This is a genomic window from Rhodococcus sp. IEGM 1241 (genome assembly GCF_033142365.1).
Classification (GTDB): domain Bacteria; phylum Actinomycetota; class Actinomycetes; order Mycobacteriales; family Mycobacteriaceae; genus Rhodococcus_F; species Rhodococcus_F erythropolis.
The window spans coordinates 837152-862070 of the sequence record NZ_JAWLSE010000001.1; the positions used below are offsets into that span (position 1 = coordinate 837152).

The following is a 24919-nucleotide window of genomic DNA, read 5'->3' on the forward strand; positions in this document are numbered from 1 at the left end:
AACATGTTCCAGGTAGATCAGTTCGCCGGAACGCCGACGATGCCGTCCGCGATCAGTGCCGAGGCGTGATCAGCAGTGGTTCCGAGGACATCCGCGAGCACCGCAATCGAATCGCCGCCGACCTCGGAGGCCGGTCCGGTGCTCAGGTGCGCGCCGTCGAACGAGGCTGGGTTCGCGGCAGCCAGATAACGTCCGATTCGAGGCTGATCGAGTGCGGAGAACATCGGGTTGTTCTCCAGTTCAACGGAATTCACCACTTCCTCGAAACTGCGGTACCTCTCGAACAGAACCGACGATGTGTCCAGCGCTGCAGCGATCTCGGCGCCGCTGTGTTCCCGGAACCAATGTGAGAACAGAGCAGTGAGTACCTCTCGATGACGGTAGCGGTCTGCTTCGGTGGAGAAGTCGGCTCCGAGTGCAGCTTCGACGGCGTCGACAGCCGCCGTGGTGCCGGTGACCGACGCAAGGTCGCGGAAATGGCGGGTAGTGAGTGCAACGATCATGAACCGTTCGTTGTCGCGGGAGACGAAATCGATTCCGTACGTGCCGTAGACGGCGTTTCCGCCGGACTCGCGACTGCGACCGTTCACTTGGACTTCGGTGAGGTAGCCGAGGGTTCCTGCGGTGGCCAATGCGACGTCTTCGAGTGGCAGCGTGATCTGCGTGCCGTGTCCGGTCGAGTCACGTTGGCGCACTGCGGCAGTGATCGACAGGGCGGCATAGAGCCCGCAGGCGACGTCCCAGGCGGGCAGTGCGTGGTTGACAACTCCGGCGTAGTCGGCGGGGCCGGTGATCTGTGGAAATCCCAACGCGGCGTTGACCGTGTAATCGACCCCGGGGCTGCCGTCGCGGCGTCCGAGAACCTCGAGGGTGATGACGTCGCTACGCAACTGGGCCAGGGAGTCGTGGCTCATCCAGGTGCGACCGCCGGCATTGGTGACCAGGATTCCGCCGCCAGGTCCCGGAGCCGTGACCAGTTGGCGAATCAGTTCTTGACCGCGCTCGGCGCGCATGTCCACTGACAGTGACCGTTTGCCTTTGTTGAGTCCGGTCCAGTAGATGCTTTCACCCGTGTCGGTGACGGGCCAGCGTTTGTAATCGGAGGCACCTCCGATCGGGTCGATCCGGATCACCTCGGCGCCGAGCTGGGAGAGAGTCAGTCCACACAGGGGTGCGGCGACAAAGCTCGAGACCTCGACGATGCGAAGCCCGGACAGCGGGCCTTGGGTCTGAGTCATCTGTGATCCTCCGTGGTAGAAGAGTGTGCGATCATGCCATCAACACGGTGAAACGCCAGTCGAGAACCGGAGTCTGTGTTGCAGAAGCATTGTGGGAGAACACGAGCGAACGCAGTTGCACTGCGGTTCCGTGTTCGAGGGGCGACGAACTTTCGACGTGCAGTTCGCTCGTGAGGGTGTCGCCCTCGTGAACGGGCCCGGTGTGATCGCACGAGTGCCATCCGAGAACCGTCACCACATTGGGCAGAGCGCGAGTTGCCTGGGCAAGTGCAATTCCGATGGTGTGGCCGCCGTAGACGAGGCGACCGTGGGTGCCGACGCGATCGTCGTGGTGCGTCGCTGCGATGTTCAAGCTCAGCCGGGCAAGTTCGGGTGCACTGGTGACGACGTCGCCGCTGCTACGGAATACCGAGCCCACCAAATCCGACTCGAAGTGCCTGCCGGGTACCCGATCTCGATATGTGTCGAGGTCCCAACCGTCAGGTGATACGTACGGCGCCGGTTCGGACGGACCGATCACGTAGAGGTCGTCGGCGTGGCGAGTTCTCGTCTCGATCGGGTCGGGGCTCAGTGGGAGCATGGCGCAGCGGTAGAAGTCGAGGACCGTGTTGCCATTCTGATCAGCGGACGTCATCCGTAGCGCGGCAAGTCCGGTGGCGCCGCGTCCCGGCTTGGCCGAGTTCTCGCGTAGACCGACAACCTCGGTGCGCGTGTACAGGGTGTCACCGAGTACCGGGAAACGGTGGAATCGCAGTCCACGGTAGAAGAGGTTTGCCTTGACGTGGTGTGTGACCACGGTTGACTGGCCGATGGCGACGTCGGTGACCAGTCCTGGATTCGCCACTGGTGCAGCGGAACCTGTGACGCTCGACGACAGATGTGCGTCGAGAGGCAAGCGCATGCGGTCACCGAGGATCGCCTGATGGGAGGCGGCGAGTCCACTGGTCAACGTCACCGCTGGTGCTTCGTCGAAGATCTGACCGTGGGTGAGTTCGTCGAAGTACGGTCCTCCCACGTAGTGCTCGCTCATGCGGTGACTCCTTCGGCTCGGGCAAGCGTACGACGCGCTGCCACGGCCACTGCTTCGTCGAGCATTTGGCCGTCGAGCTGGGCGGCGCCGGAACCCAGGGTTTCGGCTTCTTCGAGTGCGGTCAACACCCGTCTGGCGTCATTGACGGCGTCGTCCGAAGGAGTGAATGCGGTAGTGGCCGAGTCGATCTGCGCCGGGTGGATGACCCATTTACCGTCGAACCCGAGAGCGCTGGTCCAGTGCGCGGCGCGGCGGAAGGCGTCGTCGTCGGTGATGCCGAGAAAGGGTCCGTCGATGGCGGCGACGCCGGCTGCGCGGCAGGCGATCAGGATTCTGTCCTGGACGGCAAGCCAGTGTTCGGGCAGTGCCGAGCGTGAGCGACCCAGCGCTGCACCGAGATCTGCGTATCCGATGATCGCGGCCTGCAGACGAGGAGTCGCGCGGGCGATGGAGTCGGCATTCTGGACGCCGAGCGGAGTTTCGATCAGGGCTTGCAGGGTGGTGTGGTGCCCACCGGCAGCGAAGAGGATGTGCTCGGCCTCGAGGAGTTCGTCGGCGGACTCGACCTTCGGGACGATCACGCTGGTCAGCGATTCTCCGAGGGTGCCGCAGGCGATCAGGTCGTCGCGGGCCCATGGTGTGGTGAGGCCGTTGATTCGGACCGAGATGGTGCGCGCCTTACCGAACTCGTGCACCAAGGAGCTCACGAGGGTTCGCGCAAGGTCCTTGTTCGCCGAAGTGACGGCATCTTCGAGGTCGAGAATCACCTCGTCTGCGTTCGAAGAGAGTGCCTTGCGGGCCTTGCGCTCGTCTGAACCCGGAGCGACCAGGGACGCGCGGCGTCTGGTCGCGCGGTAGTGGTTCTCGTCCATAGTGTGTCGATTACCTCGATCTGGTGATCAAATGTACGGCCAGTTGCGAAATAGATGTGCTGCCGTGAACGGCGTTGATGTGCAGCGAACTGCCTCGATGCTGGCAGTTGCTGCGTATCGATGTCAAGGCGCGGTATTGACATTGCGCGAACAATATCGAAATATGGCCGTACAAACTTATTTCAAGTCGAGGCGGATTCATGCTCAAGCTCAACGACGAAGAGACATTCCTGATCGAAACCGTGCGCCGGTTCGTCGACCGAGAGGTCAAGCCCACGGTCCAGGAGGTGGAGCACGCGAACGAGTATCCCGAGAAGTGGATCGATCAGATGAAGCAGATCGGGATCTACGGCCTCGCGATTCCCGAGGAGTACGGCGGATCACCGGTGTCCATGCCCTGTTATGCGCAGGTGACGCAGGAACTGTCGCGCGGATGGATGTCCCTGGCAGGAGCGATGGGTGGACACACAGTGGTCGCCAAGCTCATCTCGCTGTTCGGTACCGAAGAGCAGAAGGTGAAGTACCTGCCGCGAATGGCAACCGGCGAGATCCGGGCAACGATGGCCCTCACCGAGCCCGGCGGTGGTTCCGATCTGCAGGCCATGACAACCAATGCCAAGAGCGACGGCACAGATCTGGTCGTCAACGGCGCCAAGACATGGATCACCAATGCCCGCCGATCCGGCGTGATCGCCTTGCTGTGCAAGACCGATCCAAGCGCAAGCCCTCGTCATGCGGGCATCTCGATCGTTCTCGTCGAGCACGGCGAAGGCCTGACCGTGTCCCGCGACCTCCCGAAGCTCGGATACAAGGGCGTCGAGAGCTGTGAACTGTCCTTCGACAATTACCGCATCGCCGAGTCGGCCATTCTGGGTGGTACTCCCGGAAAGGGTTTCGGGCAGATGATGAAGGGGCTCGAGACCGGCCGTATCCAGGTGGCTTGCCGTGCACTGGGCGTCGCCACGGCCGCACTCGAAGATTCACTTGCGTACGCGCAGCAGCGCGAGAGCTTCGGCCAGCCGATCTGGAAGCATCAGTCGATCGGCAACTACCTCGCCGACATGGCAACGAAGCTGACGGCCGCGCGGCAGCTGACCTGGCACGCGGCGCAGATGTACGACAGCGGCGAGCGGTGCGACATGGAGGCAGGCATGGCCAAGCTGTACGCCTCCGAAGTGGCGATGGAAATCGCGTTGTCCGCCGTCCGCATCCACGGCGGTTACGGCTACTCGACGGAGTACGACGTCGAGCGGTATTTCCGTGATGCACCACTGATGATCGTCGGGGAGGGAACCAACGAAATTCAGCGTAACGTGATCGTTTCGCAGCTGGTTGCCCGCGGCGGTCTGTGACGGACCGGTGAGCAAGTAGGATCATGTCGCTATGAGCGGTAAGGAAAGAGAGACGGAGCCGGCGTACCAACGCCTCTCTCGTGAGCTTCGTCAGCAGATCTCTGCCGGTACCTACCGCGACGGCATTCAACTGCCCACCGAATCCGAACTGGCACAGCATCACGGCGTGAGTCGGCAGACGGTCCGCCGAGCCTTTCACGATCTTGTTGCCGAGGGCATCGTGTACCGAGTACCCGGGCGCGGGACTTTCGTGACCGAGAACAGCGGCCGCTATCTCCGTCATCTCGGATCCATCGAAGATCTCATGAACCTTTCGCGGGACACGACGATGGAAGTGGTGTCACCGCTGCAACGGCGCGTGGACATCGAGGCGGCCAGTCGGCTTCGGCTCGACACCGACGTCGTGTACACCGTGGTCTTCCGGCGGATACACGAGGGAGTTCCGTTCGTGCAGACGACGGCGCATCTGCCGGAGGCGATAGCTCGGCAGATCATCGACCTGCCCGCCATGGCGGCCGGTGCGGTGAGCGCCAATACGGTGATCGGCCTGCTGGAACCGCTGATCGACAGTCCGATTGTCGAAGCAGCACAATCGATCACGGTGTCTCCGGCCACGGCAGACGTTGCCAGGGATGTCGATTGCGAGATCGGCCACGCCATGTTGCGGGTGGACCGTTTGTACTCCAACGCGCAGGGCGTTGCCAACGAGTTGTCGGTGAGCTATTTCTTGCCGGAGCAGTACACCTATCGGGTGACGCTGCGCCGCGGCGCACATTAGCGCTGCACTTTTCTTTGCTGTTCAACACCTTTCAGGAGAGAACTATGCGAATTTTCAACGGAATCGACGAAGTTGAGACGGCTGTCGGTGAGCACTTGGGCTACAGCGCGTGGTTTCCGGTCACACAGGATCGGATCGACAAGTTCGCCGACGCCACCGAGGATCACCAGTGGATTCACGTGGATCCCGAGCGCGCAGCGCAGGGTCCGTACGGCGGCACCATCGCCCACGGCTATCTGACTCTTTCGTTGTTGCCGGTGCTCGGCGCTCAGGTGATGCGTGTCGACGGAATCTCCATGACCGTGAACTACGGCAGCAACAAGGTGCGATTCCCCGAACCGGTCAAGGTCGGTTCTTCGGTGCGGGCAGGTGCGGAGATTCTTTCCTTCGAGCGCACCGCGAAGGGCGCGACGATTGTCGTGCGGTACACGATCGAAATCGAAGGAGCAGGTAAACCTGCGCTGGTGGCGGATACCGTGCGCCTGTTGGTCTCCTGAATCCTTTTCCATTCTTCCAGAACGAGATTCGAGGTCAGTTGTGAAACGAGCAGCATTGGTCGCGCCGGTCAGAACCGCGGTGGGCCGTTTCGGAGGGGCACTTCGTGACGTGCCTGCGGAAAGTTTGGCTGCCACTGTCGTCAAGGAGACCGTGCGTCGTAGCGGAATCGATCCGTCCCGCATCGACGACGTCGCGATGGGGCAGTCGTATGCCAATTCGGAGGCACCGTGCATCGGAAGGTGGGCGGCGCTCGAGGCAGGGTTGCCGATTTCGGTAGCCGGCTTCCAGACGGATCGCCGATGTGGAACGGGTCTGCAGGCCATCGTTACCGCGGCCATGATGGTCCAGACGGGTGCGGCCGACGTGGTTCTCGCGGGTGGCGTCGAATCGATGAGCGGGATCGAGCACTACACCACCGGAGCGCGGTGGGGCACCAAATCCGGTGGGCTGCAACTGTTCGACCGCCTCGATCGTGGTCGAGAGCGCTCGCAACCCGAGTGGCGTTTCGGCCGGATCAGCGGAATGATCGAAACGGCCGAGAACGTCGCGACACGCTGCGGGATCACGCGGGAGGAGTCGGACGCCTTCGCCGTCGAGAGTCACCGAAAAGCTACACTGGCAAGAGAATCCGGCCGATTCGATGCCGAAATCGTCGCCGTCGAACTGACGGATCGAAAAGGGAACGTCACACAGTTTCGTGCTGACGAGGGGATCCGTCCGGATACCTCACTCGAAACCCTGGCACGGCTGCGTGCGGTGTCCGAGGGAGGCGTCGTGACCGCCGGTAACGCCAGCCAACAGAATGACGCTGCGGCAGCGATGTTGGTGGTCGCCGAGGATCGCCTGGACGAGCTGGGGCTGGAACCCATCGGGTTCCTCGACAGTTGGGCCGCGGCCGGTTGTGAACCGGCGCTGATGGGCCTCGGACCGGTTGCCGCCGTCTCGAAACTGTTTGCTCGCACAGGGGCAGGCTTTGCCGACTTCGATCTGGTCGAGCTGAACGAGGCGTTTGCGTGCCAGGTTCTCGGCGTCGTGAAGGAATGGGGTTTCGAGGACCTCGATCGACTGAACGTCAACGGTTCCGGCATCTCGCTCGGGCACCCCGTGGGAGCGACGGGTGCGCGTATGGCAACAACCGCGCTTCACGAACTCGGCCGTCGCGGCGGCGGAAAAGCGCTGTTGACCATGTGTATCGGCGGTGGCCAGGGCATGGCAGCCGTGGTGGAGTCTGCCTGACGAGGTTCGCTTCTGGGTACACTTGCGGCGGGGGATCGGAAGTTCTACGGAGGCAGTCGGTTGACGAATGCAGGCGCAGCAGACACCAGTGGCGCGCTGAGCGTCGAGGATGTTCGTCGCGCCAGGGCTGCACTCGAGGGTCTCGATGTCACCAGTTGGTCCGGTCGCTTCGAGCTTCTCTCCGACGCCAACCGTCTGCGTCTGTTGCTCTGCCTTCACCACGCACCGGGTATCTGCGTCACGGATCTGTCCGTGGCGCTGGGGATGAGCGGCACAGCCGTCTCACATGCGCTGCGGCTACTGCGTAGCCAGGGGTGGGTGAGCGCGACGCGCGACGGCCGATCGATGCGATACCAACTGGCAGACGACACCGTTCACCAGCTGTTGCATTCGATCGGCGCCACACATTTTCACGACGAGACACCCACCCCCGGGCACACGCACAGTTGAGCGTCTCTCAAGGAGTCGCGAAGAACTTCTCGACGGCCGGCGCAGCGTTCGGGTTTCCGTTGGTGATTCCCGCGCCGACTCCGGCAACCGTGCCGATGACTCCACCGACGATGCAGCCGGCGATGAAGTTCGGGAAGATCGACAGGCAGCCGATTCCGACGCCGAGGTTGGCTCCGATGAGCGTCGACTGCACGCCGCCGTTGTTCCAGCCGATATTGACCTCGTTGGCCATCGTGTCGAACGCGGCTTGCTTCGGATCGTTACCGGGGAAGAGCATCAACGCCGCCTGGCTGTTCGACTCGGCGGTCGGGGTCAATAGGGGTTGGGACGGATCGAAGCCCGCATTCGGGGGCGCTGCGACCGCGGTGCCGGCTCCGGCGCCGACAGCGGCGACGACGAGAACGGACATGGTGAGAGTTCGGGACAGTTTCATGGGGACGGCCAATCTGTCTGTGTGGAACCAGTCGTGAATGGTGGCGGTGCAGTTCGTCAGCCTGAACTCCACCGTCTGGATCGATCGTGCGGACCTCCTCGGGCACAACGGGACCCGTCGTCTCCGCGCGACGGGCCGTGTTTGGTGGCTACCCGACTCAGGGGGCCCTGAAACCGCCCAGTCTCATTCGTTTTTCGACAACCGCGCGCGCAATTCTTCGACCTCGGCAGTAAGCCGATCGACCTCGGCTTGCAGGGGTTGGCGTGCCAGAGCGAGGGATTCGTCCATGCGCTCCTTGTCGAAGCGAGGTGTGATGTTTCGACTGCAGTTCCAGTCGAACGCTTCGACCTCGACGACGATGGAGCGCTGCGCTTTTGCTGTCATGGTGCCGCCGGGGACCTGCAAGAGTTGTTGCAGCAGTTCAGGGTCCTCGTCCGCTTCGATCACGTGTGCACGCCCGTAGATCTTCAATCTCGTTCGCGTCGGGTAATCGATGACGAACAGCGAGATGCGATTGTTCTCTTCCAGATTGCCGAGCGTCACGAATTGCTGATTGCCGGGGAGATCGGCGAATCCGATTCGATTCGGGCCCAACACATGCAGGAATCCGCGCGGTCCGCCGCGATGTTGGACATACGGCCAACCGTCGGGCGTCACCGTGGACATGAAGAAGGAATCCACGGATTTCACGAATCCCTGAGCGCGGAAATCGAATTCCATCGGACCTTCGTCGGGCTGATCGAGCTTTGAACCGTAGACGGTGAAACTCCCGGTCGACCGCTGACGCTCCACCGCAGCGGGGGAGAAGGCGATGTGTGCGTATCGGGTCGACATTCTTTATCTCCTGGTGCTCAGTGCCAGCGGTGGTCGGCAACGGCAGTTCGCGGACCGAACTTGGGTTTGACGGCTTGGCCGCTGACCTGCAGAAGCCGCACCGCGCGGTATCGATGCGGTTGGAGGGGAGCGAGGTACTGCACCATCTGGGCGTCGTCGATCGGTTCGCCCAGGAGCGACCAGCCGACGACCGCAGCGAGGTGGTAGTCGCCGACCGAGAGTGCGTCGGAATCGCCGAAGGCGCGCTGAGCCACTTCCGCGGCAGTCCAGATCCCGACGCCGGGCACTGCTCGCAATCGTTTGGTCGCTTCGGCCCTGGGGAACGATGACGCCTGCTCGAGGCGGTCGGCGACGCGAGCGCACTGAACGATCGTCTTGGATCTCGCGGGATCGACATTTGCGCGATGAAACTCCCACGACGGCATTCGCCGCCATTGGTCCGCGGTGAGTGGAACTCGCATTCCGTCGGGCGCGGGGCCGGGTGGGCGCTCCCCGAATTTGGTCAACAGCCGACGCCATGCGGCAAACGCGTCGATGCCGTGGACGCGTTGCTCGAGGATCGCGGGAACGAGGGCTTCCATGACGCGTCCGGTGCGGCCGATGCGCAGATGAGGGAAGCGTCGATGAGCTTCGGCGAGCTTGGGATGCTCGGGCGCAAAATCTTCGGCCTCGTCGTCGAGACCGAGCAGAGCTTCGGCGCCGGTCAGAAATTCCGTGGCGCCGGGACCCCAGGCCTGTACCCGGACCGTATGGCGATCCGACTGCGTGATGCGGTAGGTCACAGGACCCGAAAGTTGGCGGGAAACTCGCCAGATCGCTCCGTCGGCTGACCGTCGATGTGCGGGGTCGCCGGGTCCGCGCTGATGCGGGCTGAGCGTCAGCGCGGCATCGAGCGGTCGCTGAGAAGTCACCGTGACTTCGTCGACCGGAGATAGCGGCGTCATCGAGGTCAGCGTATCGCCACCGTCCATCCTCCGTTAAGGCGTGTGTCGGTGGCGCAACGTATTGTCCGAGCCATGATCATCGTGAGCACCGACGGATCCTGTCTGCGAAACCCCGGCGGGGCTATCGGCTGGGCGTGGGTCAATCACGAGGGTCCGAGCATGTCCGGCGGAGAAGCGTCCGGCACCAATCAGATTGCCGAGTTGCGTGCGCTCTTCGAGGCCGTCGTCGCCCATCCCGGTGCTGATCCTCTGCTCATCGAATCCGACTCGCAGTACGCCATCAAGTGCGCGTCGGAATGGCTGCCGAGTTGGAAGCGCAAGGGCTGGAAGACCGCGAGCGGCGGGGCGGTCAAGAACCTGGAACTGGTGCAGAGCATCGACCGAGCCATCACCGATCGAGTCGGTCCGGTGCGCTTTCGTTGGGTGCGCGGGCACGTCGGCAACCACTACAACGAAATGGCAGACAAGCTGGCCGGCGAAGCCGCACGCGCCATCGTCTCGGGGGACATCGCATCGGTCCCGCTTGCTGCCCCGGTGAAGAAGGAACCGACCGCCGTGAACTCCCCTTACAAGGAGAAGTCCACGACGGCCGAAGAACCGGCAGATCTGTTCACACTTTTCTGAGCGGTTCAGAAACCGTCGGCAACCTGAACCAGCGCCCGGCCGGTGTACTTGCCTTCGCGTACCTGATCGATCACCGAGACGACGTCGCGGACGGCAACGAGGTTCGTGATCTCCTTCAGATGACGTGGGGCCAAGTCGGAGCCCAGACGGGCCCACAGCGCGCGACGGGGTTCGATCGGCATCAATACCGAGTCCATGCCCAGCAGTGAGACTCCGCGGAGAATGAACGGCAGCACGGTCGTAGGCAGCGCGGCGCCGCCGGTCAATCCGCTGGCGGCCACAACACCGCCGTAGTTGATCGTGCTCAGAACGTGAGCGAGGGTCTTTCCACCGACGCAGTCGACGGCCGCCGCCCACTGAGATTTTCCGAGCGGGCGAGGCTTGGCGTCGGGATCTTCGGGGAGCCGGCCGATCACCGAAGACGCACCGAGTGACGTCAGAAGGTCTGCCGCGCCTGGCTTACCGCTGGAGGCGACCACGTCGAAGCCTGCGCTTGCCAGAAGGTCGACGCTGACGGTGCCGACTCCGCCGCTCGCGCCCGTCACCAGGACGGGACCGTCGGCGGGCTTCACTCCGCTGGCCAGAATGGCTTGGACGCTCATGGCTGCGGTGAATCCTGCCGTGCCGATCGCAGCAGCGTCGGCGGTGGAAATGCCGTCGAGCTTCACGACCCACTCGGCAGGCAAACGGGCGATCTCGGCGTAGCCGCCGTTGCGGGCGGTCCCGATCTCGTAGCCATGTGCGACGACCTTGTCGCCCGGGGCGAATGCGTCGGACTCGGAGGCAATGACCTCGCCGGCGACGTCGATGCCGGGGACGATCGGGTACTCGCGAACCACCCCGCCTTTCGGGGTGACCGCGAGCGCGTCCTTGTAGTTGACGCTCGAATACTCGACGCGAATGGTGACCTCACCTGCCGGGAGGAAGGATTCGTCGACGGTTTCGGGGGCGAAGTCGATGGTGCCGTCGCTTTCGCGGGCGACCCAGGCGTTGAAAGTAGTCATGGGTCGAACATAAAGGCCTTCGGCCCTGTGCGCCTTTTCGGTAGTGCGAACTACCGGAAAGGCGCACAGGGGCGGAGCCCCTAGATCAAGCTGCCCTCATGCACCGCTCGATCGAATGCCGGCAGCGGACTACCGTCGCGCAGGGTTGTCGCCAATGCCGGATCGGCGAGGTGGAGACGGCCGATCGCGATCAGATCGAACTCACCGCTGCCGATGCGTTCCTCGAGCTGTGGGATGTTGTCGACGACAGGGGCGACGCCTTCGATACGGCTGTCCCGCAGCGACTTTCCGATACCGACGCTGCCGACGGCCATCGTGACGGCGCCGGTCAATTTTTTCGCCCAGCCGGCCAGCGAGAGATCGCTGCCTTCGAAGGCGGGGACGTCGAAGCGCCTGATGCTGGCATCGAGAACGTCGACTCCGGCGTCGACCAGCGCGCCCAGGATGACTCCCAACTCCTCGGGGGTCTCCGCGATCTTCGCGGTGAAATCCTGCTGCTTGTGCTGCGAGAAACGGTAGATGATCGGCAGATCCGGTCCGATGGCCGCGCGGATCGCAGCGACGACGGCGGCCGGGAACTTGGTACGACGCTCCAGGTCGCCGCCCCACGCGTCGTCGCGCTGGTTGGTGCCCTCCCAGAAGAAGGAATCGAGGAGGTAGCCGTGACCGCCGTGGATCGCGATACCGTCGAAGCCGAGTTCGACGGCGTGCTTCGCGCTACGGACATACGCGTCGATGACGTCCTGGATGTCTTGCTCGGTCATCGCTTCGGTGCTCGCCTGCGCGCGTTCGACGTAGGCCGCGGAGTACGAGGTGACGCCCAGCGGACCCCACTCGCCGGAGGGACGCATCGGCTTGAGCGAAGGGTCCATCTGCGTCATCGCGCCCCACAGAGGCCCGACGTGCCAGAGCTGCGGCACGATCTTGCCGCCCGCAGCGTGCACGTCGTCGACTACCTTCCGCCATCCGGCCTGAGCAGCGGGAGTGTGGAGGTTGGGGACGTTGGCGTGGTCGACAGCAGTCTCGTGATCGATCGCGACGCCTTCGGTGACGATCAGTCCGGTACCGCCCTCGGCGCGTCGGCGGTAATAGTCGGCGACGTCGCGGCCAGGCACGCCCTCGATGGAGTACGTGCGCGTCATCGGCGACATGACTATGCGGTTGGACAATTCGAGCGAACGGATGCGGAGCGGTTGGAACAGCGGGTTGGTCACTTCGTCACAGCGCTTTCATGAATCGGAAGAATCCGGGGTCCTGGTCGACACGGAGCCGGGTGAGGGTTCGGTAGCTGATCAGCCACTTGCCGTCTTCTTTGCGGTATTCCTCGTGGTAGTGGCCGTAGCCGTGCAGGTGTAGTTCTTTCTCGCCGTCGTTCCACCACAGCATGTCTTCCATCGCCCAGATACCGGTTGCGGTGGTGGGTGAGGTCAGCACGATTTCGGGAGTGTGTGCGTGGTGCGCCGTGGTGAGGGGGATGTCGCCGTCGAGCATGTTCCGAATTGCCGCGGTGAGTTTGTCGATGCCCACTACCTGGTTCGAGGTGTCACCGGTCTTGGGTTGCTTGTCTGTCGGGAGTCCGCCCCACGTCTCGCTGACGACGTCTGCGGTGTGCAGGGTTGGGTAGACGTGCCACTGCTTGGTGTCCATGCAGCGTAGGCGCGCGGCGAAGACACGTTTGATTTCCTCGATTGCGAGCAGTTCCTCGACGGCACTGATCGATCCCACTTCGGACTCGGCCTGAGACATTCAACCTCCAACGGTGATCGGCAAGATGGGTTCACATTCGGGTGCTCAACGCGGGCCGTCAACGACCTGTCCCGGTGAGCGCGACGGCACTCGGTATGGTCGAGCGAACGAAAGGGGTGTCAGACGTGTGTACCGAAGAGGTCCCATCAACCGGACCGGAGGAGATCGCCGAGGTTCGGGCTTTCTGGCGCGAGTTGGGTGTTCCTGGCGTGATCGACGTCCATACCCATTTCATGCCGAAGAGCGTCATGGACAAGGTGTGGGGCTACTTCGATTCGGCGGGACCGATGATCGGTCGACCATGGCCGATCGCGTACCGACTTGCCGAGGAGGAGCGGGTACACCGTCTCCGCGAGTTCGGTGTCCGGGCTTTCACGTCGATGATCTACCCGCACAAGCACGCGATGGCCGAGTGGCTCAATCAGTGGGCCGTCGAATTTGCCGCGCAAACACCTGATTGCCTGCACACGGCCACGTTCTATCCCGAGGAGTCGGCGGCGTCGTACGTCGGAAAGGCCCTGGAGTCGGGCGCGCGAATCTTCAAGTCCCACATCCAGGTCGGAAACTACGACCCGAACGACCCTCTGCTCGACAAGGTCTGGGGTCAGCTCGAGGACTCCGAGACGCCCATCGTGATTCACTGTGGATCGGGACCGGCGCCGGGGGAGTACACGGGACCCGATCGCATTGCTTCGCTGCTCGCACGGTACCCGCGCCTGTCGTTGATCGTCGCCCACATGGGGATGCCCGAGTACAGCGAATTCCTCGATCTGGCAGAGGCTTACGGCAACGTCCGCCTGGATACGACCATGGCGTTCACCGATTTCACGGAAGAGCAGTGCGCCTTCCCGAAGGCAGACGTTTCACGGCTCGTCGACATGCAGGACCGGATTCTGTTCGGTAGCGACTTCCCGAACATTCCGTACCCGTATCTCACAGCCTTGCAAGCGGTTACGCGCTTCGATCTCGGAGACGAATGGCTGCGAGCCGTCGTGCACGACAACGCTGCGAAACTCTTCTCGGTGAGCTGAGCCCACCGAGAAGTATTTCGCTCAGCGCAATTTGATGCTGCCGCCGTCGGCCATCAACGTCTGTCCGGTCATGTACTTGGAATCCTCGCTCGCCAGGAATACCACGACGGGAGCGATGTCGGTTTCGGGATCACCGATGCGTCCGAGAGGTACCTTGGCAACCGATGCGGCTGCGCGCTCGGGGAAGGCTTCCTGCCACTTGACGACGCCTTCGGTGGCGGCGAACGGGCAGACCACGTTGACCCGAATGCCTTCCGGCGCCCACTCGTTGGCGACGACGCGCGTCAGGCCTCGCACAGCTTCCTTGGCCGCAGCGTAGGACGTCTGGGTGGGCATTCCGTCCAAACCTGAACCCGATGCGAAGTTGACGACCGAACCCTTGGTCTTCGCGAGTTCGTCGTGGCATGCCTGCATCAGGTGGACAACGGGGTAGAAACCGGTGTTGAAGGACAAGTCGAACATGTCCTGCGTGGTTTCGAGCAACGGAGCCTGACGGGATGCGTGAGCGTTGTTCACCAGGATGTCGAGCTTGCCGAAAGCCTCGAGCGCGGCGTCACGGATCTGCTCGGCCGAACCGGCGGCAGCAAGGTCGACGTTCAGGAACTTGCCGGAGCCGGCCAGTTCTTGTTCGAGGGCCTGGCCCTGCTCGTCGTTGATGTCGACGAACAGGACCTTCGCGCCTTCACGGGCGAAGACTCGGGTGATGGCACGACCGATTCCACCGGCGCCGCCGGTGACGATCGCTACCTTGCCGTTCAACCTCATGAAAACGCTCCTCTTCGTAAGTGCTGCTTAAACTGTTGCGGTCTCGTCGACTGCAAGTGCGATCTTTTCGAGGCCGGCGATGCTGTAGGCAGCGTAGGTCTCGTACGGCCCACGGCCGGAGAAGTAAGACGAGAGCTGGCCACCGAGTTCTTCGACGGTGAACGCGGATCCGGCTGCGTCGAAACGGTTCTCGACCTTGGGTGCTTCCATCAATGCCACCATCTTGCCGTAGACGACGAAGACCTGTCCGTTGATCTCGTCGGAATCGGGGGATGCGAGGTAGCTGACCAGGGTCGCGACGCGCTCGGGTGCAAGCGGATCGAGGCCGACGACGCCGGTGTTGTTCTCGCCGAAAGCTTCTGCCGTCATGGCGGTGCGGGCACGGGGGCAGATCGCGTTCGTGCGGACGCCGTAGCGGGAGAGACCTGCTGCGCTCGAGAGCGTCAGAGCGGTGATGCCGGCCTTGGCTGCCGAGTAGTTGGGCTGTCCGGCGCTGCCGAAGAGGAAGGCCTCGGAAGAGGTGTTGATGATGCGGCCGTAGACCGGTGCGTCGGCTGCCTTGCTGGCTGCGCGCCAGTGGACTGCGGCTGCGTGCGAGGTGGCGGCGTGGCCCTTGAGGTGCACGCGGATGACGTCGTCCCAATCGGATTCGGTCAGGTTGAAGATCATCTTGTCGCGCAGGATGCCTGCATTGTTGACGAGGATGTCGAAGGATCCGAAGTTCTTGACAGCCTCTTCGATGATGCGCCCGCCGAGCGACCAGTCGGAGACGTCGCCGGTGATGGCGAGTGCCTGTCCACCTGCGGCCTTGATCTCGTCGACCACGTCGTTGGCCGCTGCACCCATGTCGTTGACGATGACGGCTGCACCGGCAGCCGCGAGTCCGAGTGCTTCGGCGCGACCCAGGCCGGCGCCGGCGCCGGTGACGGCGGCAACTTTGCCTTCCAAGCTCAGTGATTGCGTCATGTCGTGCTCCTTCGATCCGGTCTGGCGGGTAGGTACAGCAAAATTAGTATTCATTCTAATTTGAAGTCGAGAGTTCGGCAGTCTTTCCGAAAAAATCATTCGAGCGAAATCAGAATTAGTTCTAGTTTTGAGCAGAAGTTTGACCAACTGAGGAGCAGTCTCACTCAGCGGGAGCGGTGATCTGGGTCACGAGCGCTGCATGCCACCTTGGGTCGACGCGGCGATCCCACCGCATACGCGTTTGCGTCACCACCGATCCGCTCAGTTCTCGGCCGCATTCGTCGGCTCCAGGGTCGGATAGTTCTCACCGAAAACGCAGTACGGTCGGCCCCGAATTCACCGGGCCGGACATCAAGGAAGGCACCAGCAGTGTCACTGAATTTGGCAGATCTGTACGAGGGCATTTCGGATCTGATTCCGGACCGCACGGCGCTCGTGTGCGATGGCCGTCGTCGCACCTACGTCGAACTGGACGAGGGATCGAACCGCATTGCCCGCCACTTGGCGAGTGTCGGTGTCGGGCCGGGCGATCACGTCGCTCTGCACATGCGCAACAGCGTCGAGTTCGTCGAGAGTTTGCTCGGCTGCCTCAAGATTCGTGCGGTCCCGATCAACGTCAACTATCGCTACGTCGACGCCGAACTGACCTACCTGTACAACGATTCGCAGTCGGTGGCACTGATCGTGGACGAGGAGTTCGTTTCCGTCGTGGAGACGGTTCTCCCGGCCGCGCCCGGCATCAAGCACGTCGTTGTCGTCGGCGAGTCAGCCGTCCGCGATATCGAAGGCGTCGACGTCGTTCGATTTGCCGACGCTGCCGCGGAGCAGCCCGCCACTCGTGACTTCGCGCCCCGCAGCAACGACGACCTCTTTGTCATCTACACCGGCGGCACGACGGGGATGCCCAAGGGTGTCATGTGGCGTCATGAAGACTTCTACTTCGCGGCGCTCACCGGCGGAAATCCGTTCGGTCCGCCGCACACGACCGCTGAGGCTCTGTTCGCCGCGGTGCCGAACGTTCCCGCGATGAACATGCTCAGTACCGCACCCCTGATGCATGGTGCGGCGTCGTACTCGCTGTTCACCGGATTCTTCATGGGCGCCAACGCAATTCTCATGGCGCGGTTCGACGCGAAGACGACCCTGCAGCTCGCCGGGAGTGAGAAGGCCGTCTCCATCACCGTCGTCGGAGACGCGATGGCCCGTCCGCTCGCAGACGAATTGGCTGCAAACGCAGCAGATTACGACCTCAGTACGGTCGGCATGGTCTCGTCCGGCGGGGCCTTGTTCTCGCTCTCACTGCGGGAGCAGCTCAAGTCGATACTTCCGAACCTGGTGATCCGCGACGGATTCGGCTCCTCGGAGTCGGGCGTCGACGGCAATCTCGAGATCGGCGAAGACGGCCTGATGCGCATCGCCGCTCGCGACGAGACCCGCGTCGTGGACGAAAGGATGCGGCCGCTGGAGCCGGGATCGCCCGAGACCGGTTACATCGCTCGCAGTGGTCACGTGCCGGTCGGTTACTTCAACGATCCGGTCAAGACCGCGGCTACGTTCCCGGTGATCGACGGGGTGCGGATGTCGGTGCTCGGCGACGTCGGGCGCGTGGAAGCCGACGGCTCGATCGTCCTGCTGGGGCGTGGTTCTCAGTGCATCAACACCGGCGGGGAGAAGGTGTACCCCGAAGAGGTCGAGCAGGCACTCAAGAGTCACCCGGCGGTGCTCGACGCTCTGGTCGCGGGAATTCCGGATGCGAAGTTCGGTGAGCGCGTCGCTGCGGTCATCACGACCCGCGAAGGCTTCGACGTCCCGGACGCTGCCGAGATCGGTGAGCATTGCGCGTCGCAGGTCGCTCGGTACAAAGTGCCGCGCACCGTCATGAACGTTCCGTCGATCAGGCGTTCTCCCAGCGGAAAGGCCGACTATCGCTGGGCCAAGGCCACTCTCGCCGAGCAAGTTTCCTAGTCCGGCCGGAGCCATCCAGCGCGTTTGTGAGGGACGCGTTGGGTGGCTCTGGTGCTCTAGCCTGTCACCGTCAGAACCAGCAGAGCGACGTTGAGTGCAACGATCAAGCCGGCCGCAATCCATGCCGCGACGGTCGTGAACGGGGCATTGCGCGCGTCGCCCATGAGTTCGGAGTCCGAGGTCATTCGCACCAGCGGGATGATCGCGAAGGGGATGCACAGGCTCAAGACCACTTGGCTGAGCACGAGTGCCAGCGTCGGGTCGACGCCGAGTCCGAGCACGATCAGTGCCGGGATGAGAGTGACGATTCGGCGTGTGATCACCGGAATGCGAATGGCCAGAAGACCATGCATGATCTCGGCGCCGGCCGCGCACCCCACGGAGGTCGACGCGAGTCCGGAGGCGAGGAGTCCGATCGCAAACACCACGGCTACACCCGGACCGAGTGAATTCTCGATCGCGGCATGCGCGCCGTCGATGGTGTCGGTGCCGGGTACTCCGCGCAGCGCCGAAGCGGCCAGAAGCAGCATGCCGATGTTCACGCCACCGGCGATGATCAACGCGACGACGACATCCCAACGGGTGACTTTGAGTAGTCGCTGCAACCGTGGCCCGGGTTTGATGTGGCCGTGGCGATCACGTGCCAATGCGGAGTGAAGGTAGATCGCGTGCGGCATGACCGTTGCTCCGAGCATGCTGGCGGCGAGCAGTACGGTCTCGGTTCCTTCGAAGCGGGGGACCAGTCCGGCGACCGCTTCGCTGCCGGAGACGTCGGTGAAGGCGAGCCCGGTCAGGAAGCCGATGGTGATGATGGCCAGCAATCCCATGACCACGAACTCGAAAGTGCGCTGTCCGCGCCGACTTTGGATCGTCAGGATCACCATCGACACGCATCCGGTGATCAGCCCGCCGAGGAAGAGCGGGATGTTGAAGAGCAGGTTGAGTGCGATGGCGCCGCCGATGACCTCGGCCACGTCGGTCGCGATCGCCATCATCTCGGCCTGGAGCCAGAAGGCGCGGCGGTTGTTCTTACGCAGGCGCTGACCCAGCATTTCGGGCAAGGATCTGCCGGAGACCAGCCCGAGTTTCGCGGACAGGTACTGCACCAGCACGGCCATTGCATTGGCGAGTACCAGTACCCAGATGAGGAGGTAGCCGTACTTCGCGCCGGCGGTCAGGTTGGCGGCGACGTTACCCGGATCGACGTACGCGATTGCCGCGACGAACGCCGGACCGAGCAGGGCGATGGATCTTCCCGTGGGTCGTCGGCGCGGAGTCGTCGGCTCTTGCGTACTGGTGCTCATCGGTCTCCTGGTCACACGTACTCGGACCTGTTGGTTCGAATATGTGAACTATAGAGTTCGGGGAGCCGAACTTTCAACAGCTGTGCGCGGTCAGCGACCCCAGAGGGTCCCTAACCGCGCACAGGGGTTAGGCAGTCACCCCGGCGGCCAGGAGAGCGCGGGCCTCGGGTCGGCCGTCGAGGAGCGCGTTGGTACGCAGTTCGACCTTCCACTCGCCGTCGGTCTTGATCAGCTCCCAGCGGTTCGCGGTGATGCGGAGGACCTTGAACCCCGTCGGGTTCTCGGGGTCCTTGATGACCAACTGCGAATGGCAGGTCGCGACGGCCTTGTTGCCGTCGATGCGGATGTGCGCGGGCGTCATCATGTGAGCGGCGCCGTTCATGATCCAGTTCTGGTGAGAGGCGCTGTGAACCATCGCGCGCAGTTCGCCGCGGCCGTGCATCGCGCCGGTGTCGACGTCGTAGACACCGTCCTCGAGCCACAGGTTCGCGACCTCGTCGGCTGATCCACTGTCGACGGCAGGGCTGTACGTGGTCAGCAGTTCGGTGATCGCGAGCTTGTCCTCGAGCAATTCCACTCGGGCGAGCAGAGATTCGATCAGGGCGGTCGAGTCGGTCATCGGTACGTCCTTTGCATTGGATTGTCGGCAAATCAGGAAGTGGTGAAAGAGAAGCCCTCGGCGAGGGCGATTCGGTGAAGTTCTTCGAGTTGTTCGCAGTAGTGCTCGACGCTTCGAGCGCCGACCGAGCAACTGGCGATGGTCGCCCCGGCGTCACGGACGCGTGTCAAGGCGCGAAGGGCGGATTCGCGATTGCCGAGGGGATCGAGCGGAGCACCGGCGGGAAGCACTACGTCGAATCCGTCGGGGAGTGTCGTGGCGTCGAGCATTTCCTTCAGTTCGGAGAATCGCAGCCCGAACGGCACCCACCCGTCGCCGTGTGTGGTGGCCCGGCGCAACGATCTCTTTGTCCGGCCGCCGATCCAGAGGGGCACACGTTTCTGGACGGCATGGGGTTCGACGACAAATCCGGAGTAGTCGTAGAACTCGCCGTGATACTCCGGAGTCGGAGTCGACAGTGATGCTCGAAGTGCTGCCAGAGCGTCGTCGGCACGTGCTCCTCGGTCGACGAACGGAGCATTTATGAGATCGAATTCTTGTTTCAGAGTCCCCACTCCGAGACCGAGTATCAGGCGTCCGTTGCTGACGCGATCAAGCGTTCCGTAGCGCTTGGCGATCTCGAGGGGGTGGTGATAACCCAGTACCAGCACCTGCGTCGCCAGGAGGATCCGCGACGTACGGGCGGCCAGGTAACCCAGCGTGGCGAGCGGATCCCAATAGGTTCCGCCGCGTTCGGTGGCAATTTCTTCTGGAACGGCCACGTGTTCACTGCAGGTCAGATGATGGAAACCGAGTCGATCCGCCGTGGCGGCCACTGTGGCGATCTCGCCGATGTCAGCACTCGCCTCCCACTCCGAACGCGTGCTCGGGTGCTGAATCAGGACCGGCGTGACGATTCCCAGGTGCATCGGGCGTTTATAGCGCTCCCACCGACGCGGCAGCGGGTGAATTACCGCTGATCGGGATCGAAACGACCGATTCACTTTCCAGAAACTGTGACCTGGGTTATAGTCGGTAGAATCAATTCCAGTTTTCGGGAGGCGTCCATGACCATCGTTGACATGAACGACACACTGTCCACCGTCCAGAACGCCGCCGGGCAACCCAAGAAGGATCTGCCGCCGTCGATGGTCGAGCGGATGACATTGATTCTCGACGCCTTCGACGGCCGCGCCGCGCGGCTGACGCTGGAAGAAGTCGCGTGCCGCACCCAGTTGCCGCGGTCCACCGTCCACCGCATTCTCGATCAGCTCGTCAAGCTGGACTGGGTCGATCACGCATCGTTCGGCTACTGCCTCGGGCGTCGCGCGCTCGGCCTCGGTGGTGGCGACGGCGGCCACAGCCAGATCCGCGAAGCCGCAGCACCGCTTCTGCACGAACTGCACCTGCAGACCGGCATGGTCGTTCACCTGTCGGTGCTCGACGGACGCGAGAGCGTCTACCTCGACAAGGTCGGCGGACGATTCGCCGCGGCGCTGCCGTCCCGCGTCGGCGGCAGAGTGCTCGCTCATTCGACGGCCGGCGGCAAGGCGATGCTGGCATGGATCGACCCCGAGCGCGTCGACGCTCTGTTCGGGTCGGCACTTCCCCGCTGCACCGAGAACACCATCACCGACGTCGCCGTGCTCCATCAGGAACTGAACCGCATCCGTCAGCGTCGGGGACTGGCCTTCGAACGCGGGGAGTCGGCGCGTGGAGTCGCATGTGTGGCTTCGGCAATTCGCGGACACGAGGGTCCCGTCGGCAGCATCGCGTTGTGTGGTGACATGCGGACCGCTCAGCTCGAGCGAGTTGCTCCGCTGGTCGTCGACGCGGCTCGCGAGGTCTCGCGGACGTTGTACCCCGAACTGGGTGCTCCTCGACGCGGCCGCAAGACGCCTCCCGTTCCGACCAATACGTTCTCGGCGGAGACGATGGATCGCCTGCTGGCAGCGTCGTCCGACCACTGGATCTGACGTATTTTGATCGACTTGTCTCGCTGATCGGGACGAGTCATAGCAGCTCAGCGGTACTGATGGCACCGTTCGGACCATGACGACTGAACTGAGCTACGAGGGAACCCTGAAGGAACTGCAGACCGATCTCGGTGTGCTCCGGTACCACGAAGCCGGCGACGGCCCGCCGCTCCTGCTGCTGCACGGTTCGGGCCCCGGTGTCACGGGTTGGCGTAATTACCGCGGCGTTCTCGCGGACTTCGCGGAGCACTTCCACTGCTACGTTCTCGAGTTCCCCGGATTCGGCGTCAGCGATCCCGGCCCCGACCACCCGATGATGATGGCGCAGGCATCGGTGGGGATGTTCCTCGACGGCCTCGGCCTCGGACCTGTCCACATGATCGGCAACTCCATGGGCGGCATCGTCGCCACCAAGGTCGCGATCGACGAACCGCACCGGGTGAGCAAGCTCGTCACCATCGGCGGCATGGGAAAGAACACCTTCTCGCCGGGCCCCGGTGAAGGCATCAAACTCCTCATGGAGTTCACCGACAACCCCACCCGCGAAGCTCTGGTCCGGTGGCTGCACTCGATGGTCTTCGACCGCGCGGTCGTCACCGAGCAGCTCATCGAAGAGCGCTGGGCCCTGGCCACCGAGCCGACGACGCTCGAGATCGCCCGCCGGATGTACAGCAGCAAGGCCATGGCCGCCATGGGCGCGGCTGCCGCTGCGTCGACCGCCGTGCCGTACTGGGCGCAGCTGAACAAGATCAAGGCGCCGACGCTGTTGACCTGGGGACGCGACGACCGCGTCAGCCCCGTGGACATGGCGATACTGCCGATGCGCGACATCCCCAACGGCGAAGTTCACATCTTCCCCAACTGCGGACACTGGACGATGATCGAAGCCCGTGACGCCTGGGTCGCGTCCGTTCTGGCATTCCTGACGCGTCCAGAAGGCAAGTAAGGGGCTTCGCCCCCGTGCGCCTTTTTGGTAGCTCCCACTACCAAAAAGGCGCACAGGGGGTGCTCCCACTCACCGGGAAGCGTTTCTGCACTTCGGCGGGCTACCTGCCACCGTTTCACCAACAGATTTTCATTCTGCCCAGGCACTCGCCGGGTAGCGAAACCAGAAAGCCGGAAAAATCATGGGTCAGGTTCTGGACAACATCTCACAGTTCGCCGACGAGATCCGCGCCGACGGAGTCGAGGGCGACAAGCTGATGCGCTTGACGGACGGCAGCGCGAAGCGCCTGCGCGACTCCGGCGTCATCCGGATGTTCCAGCCGAAGGAGTTCGGAGGCCTCGAGGCACATCCGCGTGAATTCGCCGAGACGGCAATGGCTATCGGCGCGATGGACGGTGCTACGGGTTGGGTCAGCGGCATCGTCGGTGTTCATCCGTGGGAGCTTGCGTTCTTCGACCGCAAGGCTCAGGAAGAGGTGTGGGGAACCGATCCTGACACGTGGATGGCGTCACCGTATGCGCCGATGGGCGTGGCGAGGCCGGTCGAGGGTGGGTACATCCTCAACGGTCGCTGGTCGTTCTCCTCCGGTACCGATCATTGTGACTGGATCATGATCGGCGCGATGGTCGGTGACGAGTCCGGCAAGCCGTTGATGCCGCCGAAGCACCTGCACGTACTGCTGCCGCGCTCTGATTACGACATCGACCAGGACAGCTGGAATGTCGTGGGCCTGCGCGGAACCGGGTCGAAGGACCTGATCGTCAAGGACGCGTTCCTGCCCACCTACCGCACGATCGACGCCGGAAAGGTGTACGACGGGACGGCGTGGAAGGAAGCGGGCCGTACGGAGACGTTGTACAAGTTCCCGTTCTCCTGCATTTTCCCGTTGGGGATCACCTCGTCGTTGATCGGTATCGCTGAGGGTGCGTTGGCGTGCAACATGGCGGCGCAGCGTGAGCGTGTGACGGTCAGTGGTGTTCCGATCAAGGAAGATCCGTACGTGTTGTTCGCGATCGGTGAGGCGGCGGCCGAGATCGCTGCTTCTCGGGCTGCGATCTTGGAGACGGTGGATCGTTTCTGGGACATGACCGAGAAGGGGCAGGAAGTTTCGTTCGAGCTGCGTGCGATCGGTCGGCGTACGCAGACTGCTGCGGCGTGGCGGGCGGTGCGGGCGGTGGACGAGATCTTTGCTCGTTCCGGTGGTGGCGCGTTGCAGTTGAACACGCCGATGCAGCGGTTCTGGCGTGATGCGCATGCCGGTCTCGCGCACGCGATCCACGTACCCGGTTCCATCTTCCACGCGTCGACGCTCTCGCAGCTCGGTGGCGAACCGCAGGGCATCCACCGCTCGATGATCTAGTCCCACAATCACTCTCGAAGCAAGGACGGTTAGGCATGACTGAAATTCGGGGCCTGGGGTATCTCAGGATCCAAACGCAGGACGTGGCTCGCTGGCGCGAGCTCGTGGTCGACGGACTCGGCCTCGCGGTCGGTAGTGGCCCGGAAGCCGACGGCCTCTACTTGCGCCTCGACGAGCGTCGTGCGCGACTGATCGTCCTGCCCGGTGAGACGGACAAGGCCCTCGCAGTGGGCTGGGAAGTGCGAGATCAGTTCGCGCTCCAGCGTGTTCGTGAAGAGGTCGAGAAGGCCGGAGTCGAGGTCGAGGTTCTTTCCGAGGTCGACGCCAGCTACCGCGATGCCGAGCAGGTCATCGCATTCGACGATCCCAACGGCAACCGCGTCGAGGTTTTCTTCGGACCGGTACTCGACCACAGCCCGTTGGTCACCCCGCACGGCGGCCGCTTTGTCACCGGTGATCAGGGACTCGGCCATGTGGTGCTTCCGGTTACGCGTTTCGACGAGGCGTACACCTTCTACACCGAGGTGCTCGGATTCCTCCCGCGCGGTTCCATCCGTCTCGGCGGAATCGATGCGCCGCCGCCGGCTCGCCGCGTTCGCTTCATGGGTGTCAACCAGCGCCACCACAGCCTGGCGCTGTGCCCGGCGCCGCCGGTTGACGAGCCCGGTCTCGTGCATCTGATGATGGAAGCCGAGACTCTCGACGCCGTCGGTCAGGCTCTCGATCGTGTTGCCAAGCTCGGCTTCTCGATCTCCTCGACGTTGGGTCGCCACACGAACGACAAGATGGTCTCGTTTTACGTGCGCGCACCGGGTGGTTGGGATCTCGAGTTCGGTTGCGAAGGCACGCTTGTCGACGAAACCTTCTACACCGCTGAGGAAATCACGGCGGACAGCTACTGGGGCCATGACTGGTCCGACAGTGAACCGCTGGCCGCGTTCACACCCAAGAGCTAGTTCTGACGCAACG

The 24919-nt window shown here is 63.3% G+C and carries 26 protein-coding genes; 12 read left to right on the top strand and 14 right to left on the bottom strand.

Translation table 11 applies throughout. From position 1 onward, the window contains the following. Positions 1 to 17: 17 nt before the first annotated feature. Genes R4P70_RS04035 through R4P70_RS04045 form a run of 3 tightly spaced genes read right to left on the bottom strand, consistent with a single transcriptional unit; the run spans position 18 to position 3140 of the window. Positions 18 to 1238, bottom strand: coding sequence for a CoA transferase (locus R4P70_RS04035; RefSeq protein ID WP_317830436.1), 1221 nt, complete (start codon positions 1236 to 1238; stop codon positions 18 to 20). A 31-nt stretch (positions 1239 to 1269) separates the two neighbouring features. After that, the gene (locus R4P70_RS04040; protein WP_317830437.1) at positions 1270 to 2268 is read right to left on the bottom strand and encodes a MaoC family dehydratase; all 999 of its coding nucleotides are present in this window, start codon (positions 2266 to 2268) and stop codon (positions 1270 to 1272) included. Then, entirely contained in the window at positions 2265 to 3140 is an 876-nt protein-coding gene (locus tag R4P70_RS04045; protein ID WP_019745396.1) for an HpcH/HpaI aldolase/citrate lyase family protein, read from the bottom strand. Before R4P70_RS04045 ends, R4P70_RS04040 begins: the two co-directional genes overlap by 4 nt. Positions 3141 to 3340: 200 nt before the next feature. On the opposite strand from R4P70_RS04045, the gene R4P70_RS04050 reads away from it, so the two are divergent. The 5 genes from R4P70_RS04050 to R4P70_RS04070 are packed head-to-tail and all read left to right on the top strand — an operon-like array spanning position 3341 to position 7454. Beyond that, positions 3341 to 4492, top strand: coding sequence for an acyl-CoA dehydrogenase family protein (locus tag R4P70_RS04050; protein WP_019745395.1), 1152 nt, complete (start codon positions 3341 to 3343; stop codon positions 4490 to 4492). A 31-nt stretch (positions 4493 to 4523) separates the two neighbouring features. Further along, positions 4524 to 5270, top strand: coding sequence for a GntR family transcriptional regulator (locus R4P70_RS04055; protein WP_003940169.1), 747 nt, complete (start codon positions 4524 to 4526; stop codon positions 5268 to 5270). A 44-nt stretch (positions 5271 to 5314) separates the two neighbouring features. Then, positions 5315 to 5767 carry a MaoC family dehydratase gene (locus tag R4P70_RS04060; RefSeq protein ID WP_003940415.1) on the top strand — a complete coding sequence of 151 codons (453 nt, stop codon included), beginning with the start codon at positions 5315 to 5317 and terminating at the stop codon, positions 5765 to 5767. A gap of 40 nt (positions 5768 to 5807) precedes the next feature. Further along, positions 5808 to 7004 carry an acetyl-CoA C-acetyltransferase gene (locus tag R4P70_RS04065; RefSeq protein ID WP_069145568.1) on the top strand — a complete coding sequence of 399 codons (1197 nt, stop codon included), beginning with the start codon at positions 5808 to 5810 and terminating at the stop codon, positions 7002 to 7004. A gap of 60 nt (positions 7005 to 7064) precedes the next feature. Further along, positions 7065 to 7454 (top strand): ArsR/SmtB family transcription factor, encoded by a 390-nt coding sequence (locus tag R4P70_RS04070; protein WP_019745393.1) that lies wholly within the window; start codon positions 7065 to 7067, stop codon positions 7452 to 7454. Between the two features lie 7 nt (positions 7455 to 7461). On the opposite strand, the gene R4P70_RS04075 is transcribed toward R4P70_RS04070, so the two are convergent. From R4P70_RS04075 to R4P70_RS04085, 3 genes are all read right to left on the bottom strand, one after another. Next, positions 7462 to 7959 (bottom strand): hypothetical protein, encoded by a 498-nt coding sequence (locus R4P70_RS04075; RefSeq protein ID WP_020970854.1) that lies wholly within the window; start codon positions 7957 to 7959, stop codon positions 7462 to 7464. Between the two features lie 111 nt (positions 7960 to 8070). Next, the gene (locus R4P70_RS04080; RefSeq protein WP_019745391.1) at positions 8071 to 8721 is read right to left on the bottom strand and encodes a pyridoxamine 5'-phosphate oxidase family protein; all 651 of its coding nucleotides are present in this window, start codon (positions 8719 to 8721) and stop codon (positions 8071 to 8073) included. 17 nt (positions 8722 to 8738) lie between these two features. Then, positions 8739 to 9692, bottom strand: coding sequence for a DNA-3-methyladenine glycosylase family protein (locus R4P70_RS04085; protein WP_019745390.1), 954 nt, complete (start codon positions 9690 to 9692; stop codon positions 8739 to 8741). 45 nt (positions 9693 to 9737) lie between these two features. Between R4P70_RS04085 and R4P70_RS04090 the strand changes: the two genes are divergently transcribed. Then, complete coding sequence (locus tag R4P70_RS04090; protein ID WP_007729467.1) at positions 9738 to 10289, top strand: ribonuclease H; 552 nt, start codon at positions 9738 to 9740, stop codon at positions 10287 to 10289. A 5-nt stretch (positions 10290 to 10294) separates the two neighbouring features. On the opposite strand, the gene R4P70_RS04095 is transcribed toward R4P70_RS04090, so the two are convergent. The 3 genes from R4P70_RS04095 to R4P70_RS04105 form a co-directional block, all read right to left on the bottom strand. Then, positions 10295 to 11293, bottom strand: a complete 999-nt coding sequence (locus R4P70_RS04095; RefSeq protein ID WP_019745389.1) for an MDR family oxidoreductase — start codon at positions 11291 to 11293, stop codon at positions 10295 to 10297. An 80-nt stretch (positions 11294 to 11373) separates the two neighbouring features. Then, positions 11374 to 12507 carry a 12-oxophytodienoate reductase gene (locus R4P70_RS04100; RefSeq protein ID WP_019745388.1) on the bottom strand — a complete coding sequence of 378 codons (1134 nt, stop codon included), beginning with the start codon at positions 12505 to 12507 and terminating at the stop codon, positions 11374 to 11376. Between the two features lie 4 nt (positions 12508 to 12511). Beyond that, positions 12512 to 13039, bottom strand: coding sequence for a nuclear transport factor 2 family protein (locus R4P70_RS04105; protein WP_019745387.1), 528 nt, complete (start codon positions 13037 to 13039; stop codon positions 12512 to 12514). Positions 13040 to 13164: 125 nt separating this feature from the next. Between R4P70_RS04105 and R4P70_RS04110 the strand changes: the two genes are divergently transcribed. Then, entirely contained in the window at positions 13165 to 14070 is a 906-nt protein-coding gene (locus R4P70_RS04110; protein ID WP_003940342.1) for an amidohydrolase family protein, read from the top strand. 21 nt (positions 14071 to 14091) lie between these two features. Here R4P70_RS04110 and R4P70_RS04115 read toward each other — a convergent pair whose 3' ends face one another. Both R4P70_RS04115 and R4P70_RS04120 read right to left on the bottom strand, forming a co-directional pair. Continuing rightward, positions 14092 to 14835, bottom strand: coding sequence for an SDR family NAD(P)-dependent oxidoreductase (locus R4P70_RS04115; RefSeq protein WP_019745385.1), 744 nt, complete (start codon positions 14833 to 14835; stop codon positions 14092 to 14094). A gap of 27 nt (positions 14836 to 14862) precedes the next feature. Continuing rightward, positions 14863 to 15801, bottom strand: a complete 939-nt coding sequence (locus R4P70_RS04120) for a 3-oxoacyl-ACP reductase (RefSeq protein WP_007729451.1) — start codon at positions 15799 to 15801, stop codon at positions 14863 to 14865. Between the two features lie 369 nt (positions 15802 to 16170). Here R4P70_RS04120 and R4P70_RS04125 point away from each other — a divergent pair, with 369 nt between their 5' ends. Continuing rightward, entirely contained in the window at positions 16171 to 17766 is a 1596-nt protein-coding gene (locus R4P70_RS04125) for an acyl-CoA synthetase (RefSeq protein WP_070386352.1), read from the top strand. Positions 17767 to 17822: 56 nt separating this feature from the next. Here the strand turns inward: R4P70_RS04125 and R4P70_RS04130 are convergent, their stop codons facing one another. From R4P70_RS04130 to R4P70_RS04140, 3 genes are all read right to left on the bottom strand, one after another. Beyond that, on the bottom strand, positions 17823 to 19070 hold the full coding sequence (locus R4P70_RS04130) for an Nramp family divalent metal transporter (protein ID WP_019745383.1): 1248 nt from the start codon (positions 19068 to 19070) through the stop codon (positions 17823 to 17825). Between the two features lie 127 nt (positions 19071 to 19197). Beyond that, entirely contained in the window at positions 19198 to 19689 is a 492-nt protein-coding gene (locus R4P70_RS04135) for a nuclear transport factor 2 family protein (RefSeq protein ID WP_003939809.1), read from the bottom strand. Positions 19690 to 19721: 32 nt separating this feature from the next. Further along, positions 19722 to 20597, bottom strand: a complete 876-nt coding sequence (locus R4P70_RS04140) for a TIGR03619 family F420-dependent LLM class oxidoreductase (protein WP_020970850.1) — start codon at positions 20595 to 20597, stop codon at positions 19722 to 19724. A 138-nt stretch (positions 20598 to 20735) separates the two neighbouring features. Between R4P70_RS04140 and R4P70_RS04145 the strand changes: the two genes are divergently transcribed. The 4 genes from R4P70_RS04145 to bphC all read left to right on the top strand — a co-directional run bounded on the left by R4P70_RS04145 (position 20736) and on the right by bphC (position 24906). After that, entirely contained in the window at positions 20736 to 21644 is a 909-nt protein-coding gene (locus tag R4P70_RS04145) for an IclR family transcriptional regulator (RefSeq protein WP_020970849.1), read from the top strand. 76 nt (positions 21645 to 21720) lie between these two features. Beyond that, complete coding sequence (locus tag R4P70_RS04150; RefSeq protein ID WP_019745379.1) at positions 21721 to 22590, top strand: alpha/beta fold hydrolase; 870 nt, start codon at positions 21721 to 21723, stop codon at positions 22588 to 22590. A 181-nt stretch (positions 22591 to 22771) separates the two neighbouring features. Further along, a complete protein-coding gene (locus R4P70_RS04155; RefSeq protein ID WP_003940250.1) occupies positions 22772 to 23950 on the top strand; it encodes an acyl-CoA dehydrogenase family protein in 1179 nt (392 codons plus the stop codon). 35 nt (positions 23951 to 23985) lie between these two features. Further along, on the top strand, positions 23986 to 24906 hold the full coding sequence (gene bphC, locus R4P70_RS04160; protein ID WP_020909199.1) for a biphenyl-2,3-diol 1,2-dioxygenase: 921 nt from the start codon (positions 23986 to 23988) through the stop codon (positions 24904 to 24906). Positions 24907 to 24919 lie beyond the last annotated feature (13 nt).

Coding starts and splice junctions, on each gene's coding strand:
- R4P70_RS04035 (WP_317830436.1), bottom strand. CDS start 1,238: ATGACTCAGACCCAAGGCCCGCTGTCCGGGCTTCGCATCGTCGAGGTC.
- R4P70_RS04040 (WP_317830437.1), bottom strand. CDS start 2,268: ATGAGCGAGCACTACGTGGGAGGACCGTACTTCGACGAACTCACCCAC.
- R4P70_RS04045 (WP_019745396.1), bottom strand. CDS start 3,140: ATGGACGAGAACCACTACCGCGCGACCAGACGCCGCGCGTCCCTGGTC.
- R4P70_RS04050 (WP_019745395.1), top strand. CDS start 3,341: ATGCTCAAGCTCAACGACGAAGAGACATTCCTGATCGAAACCGTGCGC.
- R4P70_RS04055 (WP_003940169.1), top strand. CDS start 4,524: ATGAGCGGTAAGGAAAGAGAGACGGAGCCGGCGTACCAACGCCTCTCT.
- R4P70_RS04060 (WP_003940415.1), top strand. CDS start 5,315: ATGCGAATTTTCAACGGAATCGACGAAGTTGAGACGGCTGTCGGTGAG.
- R4P70_RS04080 (WP_019745391.1), bottom strand. CDS start 8,721: ATGTCGACCCGATACGCACACATCGCCTTCTCCCCCGCTGCGGTGGAG.
- R4P70_RS04085 (WP_019745390.1), bottom strand. CDS start 9,692: ATGGACGGTGGCGATACGCTGACCTCGATGACGCCGCTATCTCCGGTC.
- R4P70_RS04090 (WP_007729467.1), top strand. CDS start 9,738: ATGATCATCGTGAGCACCGACGGATCCTGTCTGCGAAACCCCGGCGGG.
- R4P70_RS04095 (WP_019745389.1), bottom strand. CDS start 11,293: ATGACTACTTTCAACGCCTGGGTCGCCCGCGAAAGCGACGGCACCATC.
- R4P70_RS04105 (WP_019745387.1), bottom strand. CDS start 13,039: ATGTCTCAGGCCGAGTCCGAAGTGGGATCGATCAGTGCCGTCGAGGAA.
- R4P70_RS04115 (WP_019745385.1), bottom strand. CDS start 14,835: ATGAGGTTGAACGGCAAGGTAGCGATCGTCACCGGCGGCGCCGGTGGA.
- R4P70_RS04120 (WP_007729451.1), bottom strand. CDS start 15,801: ATGACGCAATCACTGAGCTTGGAAGGCAAAGTTGCCGCCGTCACCGGC.
- R4P70_RS04130 (WP_019745383.1), bottom strand. CDS start 19,070: ATGAGCACCAGTACGCAAGAGCCGACGACTCCGCGCCGACGACCCACG.
- R4P70_RS04135 (WP_003939809.1), bottom strand. CDS start 19,689: ATGACCGACTCGACCGCCCTGATCGAATCTCTGCTCGCCCGAGTGGAA.
- R4P70_RS04140 (WP_020970850.1), bottom strand. CDS start 20,597: ATGCACCTGGGAATCGTCACGCCGGTCCTGATTCAGCACCCGAGCACG.
- R4P70_RS04145 (WP_020970849.1), top strand. CDS start 20,736: ATGACCATCGTTGACATGAACGACACACTGTCCACCGTCCAGAACGCC.
- R4P70_RS04150 (WP_019745379.1), top strand. CDS start 21,721: ATGACGACTGAACTGAGCTACGAGGGAACCCTGAAGGAACTGCAGACC.
- R4P70_RS04155 (WP_003940250.1), top strand. CDS start 22,772: ATGGGTCAGGTTCTGGACAACATCTCACAGTTCGCCGACGAGATCCGC.
- bphC (WP_020909199.1), top strand. CDS start 23,986: ATGACTGAAATTCGGGGCCTGGGGTATCTCAGGATCCAAACGCAGGAC.